This is a genomic window from Stieleria sp., from assembly GCF_041595215.1.
In the GTDB taxonomy this organism is placed as follows: Bacteria; Planctomycetota; Planctomycetia; order Pirellulales; family Pirellulaceae; genus Stieleria; species Stieleria magnilauensis.
In genome coordinates this window covers 1-1605 of record NZ_JBFHKV010001474.1, presented here as the reverse complement: position 1 = coordinate 1605, position 1605 = coordinate 1, and the positions used below count along the sequence as shown (strand labels likewise).

The window sequence follows — 1605 nt, the reverse complement described above, 5'->3', positions numbered from 1 at the left end:
GACCAGCAGGGTGAGGGCGGCGAGGCGGCGGCGAAAAAACGGTCCGCCGGCGATTTCGCGCTCTGGAAATCCGCCAAGCCCGGTGAAATCTCCTGGGATAGCCCCTGGGGCCGCGGCCGACCCGGCTGGCACATCGAGTGCTCGGCGATGAGCCACGAGATCCTGGGCACGACCTTTGACATCCACGGCGGCGGGCTGGACCTGATGTTCCCCCACCACGAAAACGAGCTGGCCCAAAGCGGCTGCTGCCACGACGCGCCGATGGTCAAGTACTGGATGCACAACGGCCTGATGCGGTCCGAAGGCAAAGGCAAACTGGGCGGCAAGGGCGATCGCGAAGAATCGGCCGAAGAAGCAGCCGCCGGAAAAATCAGTCGCTCCAAGGGCGACGGCGGCCTGAGTGCGCTGATCCGACGCCACACCGGAACACGGATTCGATTCTTCCTGCTGCGAACCCATTATCGCAGCACCATCCTGTACAGCGAAGAAGGGCTGGAAGAGGCCGGCGCGGCGCTGGACGGTTTTTATCGATTGTTTGATCGGTTCAAAGAGATCTCGGGAATCTCCTTCTACGGCGACGGAGATCTGAAACCGGCCAAAACACGTGCCGGCGGCGAGTTCGATCCCGGAAAGGACACCTTGCTCGACCAGGTGCACCAGCTGCGGGAAAAGTTCATCACCGCGATGGACGACGACTTCAACACCGGTGCCGCCATCAGCGTGCTGTTCGATTGGTTGCGGTTGCTCAATCGATTCATCGACGAAAAATCACTCGCCGCCGGAGCGGATGCGTCCTCGCCCGAAGTCGTCTCGCTGATCGCCGCGATGCGATCGTTGAAAGAGCTGACCAATGTGTTGGGATTGTTCGACAAGCCGCCGGTCGCCGGTGGAGGTGATGAAGTCGCACAAGAGTTGCTCGACAAGACGATTCACCTGTTGATCGATCTTCGCAAGGAAGCCCGTGAGCGCAAGGACTATGCGACCGGTGATGCCATCCGCAATCGACTCAGCGAACTCGGCGTTTCCCTGTTGGACAAGAAAGATGGCACCAGCTGGGAATTGACCTCATGAGTTCGCGGGCGGCGGTCAAACTGGGCGGCGCCGCGGCCAGCCAGGCGCCGGTCACGATTCTGGGCATCGACCCGGGATTGAACACGACCGGTTACGGTGTCATTCGCGTCAGCCGGGGGCAATTCCAGTTGATCGAAGCCGGGATCGTCCGCAGCAAAGCCAAAGCGTCGATCGAAGAGCGGCTGCTGGAGATTCACACCGGCGTTACGGAGGTGTTGGAGCAGCACAAGCCGGATTTTCTCGCGCTCGAACAATTGTTCTCCCACTACTCGCGGCCCAAAACGGCCATCCTGATGGGGCACGCGCGAGGCGTGATCTGTTTGGCCGCGGGCACCGCCGGCATTGCCGTCAAAAGTTTCGAACCGACGAAAGTCAAGAAAGTGATGACGGGCAATGGGCACGCCCCGAAGCATCAGATTCAATTGGCGGTGAAATTGCAATTGAACCTGTCCGAGGTCCCCGAGCCGGCCGACGTGGCCGATGCCTTGGCGATCGCCGTCTGCGGTTTTCACCTCAGCCATAATCCATTGTTGG

General features: G+C 60.6%; 2 protein-coding genes. Both read left to right on the top strand.

The window, feature by feature from the left end:
• A partial coding sequence (locus ABX749_RS32245) for a DALR domain-containing protein (protein WP_372899651.1) occupies positions 1–1071 on the top strand: 1071 nt, incomplete at its 5' end.
• Between the two features lie 59 nt (positions 1072–1130).
• A partial coding sequence (gene ruvC / locus ABX749_RS32240; RefSeq protein ID WP_372899652.1) for a crossover junction endodeoxyribonuclease RuvC occupies positions 1131–1605 on the top strand: 475 nt, incomplete at its 3' end.